The sequence below is a fragment of the Chromohalobacter nigrandesensis genome, assembly GCF_023061285.1.
Taxonomy (GTDB): Bacteria; Pseudomonadota; Gammaproteobacteria; order Pseudomonadales; family Halomonadaceae; genus Chromohalobacter; species Chromohalobacter nigrandesensis.
This window is the reverse complement of record NZ_JAKGAM010000030.1, coordinates 1-2326: the sequence shown is the minus strand read 5'-3', so window position 1 is coordinate 2326 and position 2326 is coordinate 1. Positions and strand designations below refer to the sequence as shown.

Here is a 2326-nt window from a genome sequence, read left to right as displayed (position 1 = left end):
AAGCTGTCGCTGTTCGTCTACCGCGCCGGGATCAAGTTGTTCGCCGCGCGAGGCAAGGTGGACCTCCAGGCGCAATCGGACAACCTCGAGGCGACCGCGCGGCAAAACCTCAATGTCACCTCCAGCGACGACACCATCGACTTGTCGGCCGCCAAGGAAATCCTGCTGGTCAGCGGCGGCGCCTACGTGCGCATCAAGGACGGCCATGTCGAGCTCCACGCCCCGGGCAAGGTCACCATCAACGGCGCGACGAAGAGTTTTGGCGGGCCGACGGAGATGCACGTTGGCAAACCCGTACTGCCCGACACCGATGAACCCATTTGCGTCAGCTGCTGGTTGAAAGCGTTACGCGAACAGCGCGCCCTGGTAAAGGTATAGCCATGAATTTGAACGAGCAGGCGTTGCAAGCACGCATCGAGGATTACCTCTCCGCGCTGGATGATGCGTGCCGAGAGTCGACGTCCATTTGTGCCGTGGTGGAAGCCGGACTCCTGACCGACGAGGAGCGTGCCGAGGTATGGAAGCGCTTTCAAGGCTACGCATGGCTGCAACAGCCGGAATATAGCGCGCTTCAGCCGCTGGGCCCCTGGTTGTTCGCTGCGGATGTCGACACGCTGCTTACCGATTTATACCCCCTGGCAGAACGCGGCTTTCATGGATTGTTGATGACGCATCAACCGGTGGCGGATGAAGCGGAGAAACTGGGGGAACTCTGCGTGGTGAAGGATACCGCAGGCGATAAACAGCTACTGCGCTATTACGCCCCCCATGTGTTGCCTATCGTGCACCGTTTCTCCGACATGCCCTGGCATCATCGGCTGTTCGGCAGTTTGAGTTACTGGTGGCTACCCGGCCTGGAAGGCTGGCAAGAATACAAGGGCGCGTGGGAGCCACAGGGGGCGGTACCCGACGCCAGCGAGACAATCACCTTGACGCCGGCGCTCCTGCAGGCCTTGGGCAATGACCCCCTGTCTCATCAGATTCTCGGCGAACTGGAACAGTCATCCCCGTCGCTTTTCAGCGTGGCATGCCCCGGTATCCGGTTGGCCATCGTGGACAACGCCATCTCCAAGGCGCGGGAAGCGGGCTTGAGCAGCACGCAGGATCTGAGCGTCTATGCCGCTTACTGCGTGGCTCATGGCATGGACGTGTCGTGCGAACCGGCATTCGCGCGGGCGGTGGAACTCTCTCGCTCGGGGCCGCGCCCACTGGCCGAAAACCTGAAGACAACAGGCTCATACAGCATCAGCGAGGCGCGTCATGGGTAGTATTCTCGATCCCCTGAGTGTCGGGCAGCGTATCGGTGACCGGCTTTCGGCGATGCCGCAGACCGAGGACGATGGCACGACGGTCGACTGCAAGAAATCGATCAACATTCTGCCACTGCGGTATAGCGCGGTGTACGCCGAGGAAGAAGACCGCCCTGCGCTGGGCAAGGTGCCGGCATACCAGGGCGAGCCCGTCTCGGACGTCGGATTGTCGCACGCCAAATATGCCGCCCGTCTGCTACGGGAAGGGTACCTTTACGTGCTGGTCAACCGACTGGGGACTTACCGCTGGGAGCACTGCTACTACGTCTCCGCCGATGCGCTGTTGCGTCGAATCAATCCCTACGAGCCGGCCAAAGAAGGCGGTGGTGTATCTTACTTCTCCATTAACGACGTCGAGGATGTCTCCGAGGGCTACATGCTCTTCCTGCCGGACCCCTTGAGCGTTCGGATGCTGGAGCGTCTCAAGTCGAACGCACATCTGAGGGAATCCCTGCAGTGCTTTGCCATCGCCGAGTTGGCCCATAGCTGTCGTGGAGAGGGTGTCATCCCTCCGACGATGCTGCAGGACCAGGTGGCCGAGTTCGTCGGTCAGCGCGACGATGCCGTGGGACAGTTATTGCAGAAACAGACGTTTCCGCCGTTGACCGACCCCTTCGATGAGAATGCCCAGCCCGCCGATCTGGCGGAGCGTTGGTCGCGCTTCGAAAGCCTCCAGCGTGCGCTGGAGGGTCTTCAAGGGTTCGCCGTGGTCCTGAGCGACGCCATCGGCATCACCCAGGAACTTAACAATTTCCGCAACGACGCGCTGGAACCGCTCAAGGACTGGATGGAAAAGGACGACGACGAGGGGCTGACCAACGAGCAGCGCTTCTATACCTCGGAACTGATGCGCAACCTGCGCCATGACTATGTGGAAGGACGCATCAATAGTCTAGCGCAGCGTGACGTGCGGCGTTACCGGCTTCAGGTGGGCAACCGCTACATGCCCCATGTCCGTATCGTGGAGGAAGCGACCATCGGCGGTCAGCGCCAACCCACGCCTCGTGACTATGCGC

General features: G+C 61.0%; 3 protein-coding genes. All 3 read left to right on the top strand.

Annotation, left to right across the window (positions count from 1 at the left end):
* Positions 1–378 (top strand): DUF2345 domain-containing protein (locus tag L1073_RS17020; protein ID WP_246901408.1); only part of this gene is annotated, 378 nt, incomplete at its 5' end.
* Positions 379–380: 2 nt separating this feature from the next.
* Complete coding sequence (locus L1073_RS17015; RefSeq protein WP_246901406.1) at positions 381–1268, top strand: DUF4123 domain-containing protein; 888 nt, start codon at positions 381–383, stop codon at positions 1266–1268.
* The coding region (locus L1073_RS17010; protein WP_246901405.1) for a toxin VasX at positions 1261–2326 on the top strand (1066 nt) is incomplete at its 3' end. The genes L1073_RS17015 and L1073_RS17010, both read left to right, overlap by 8 nt.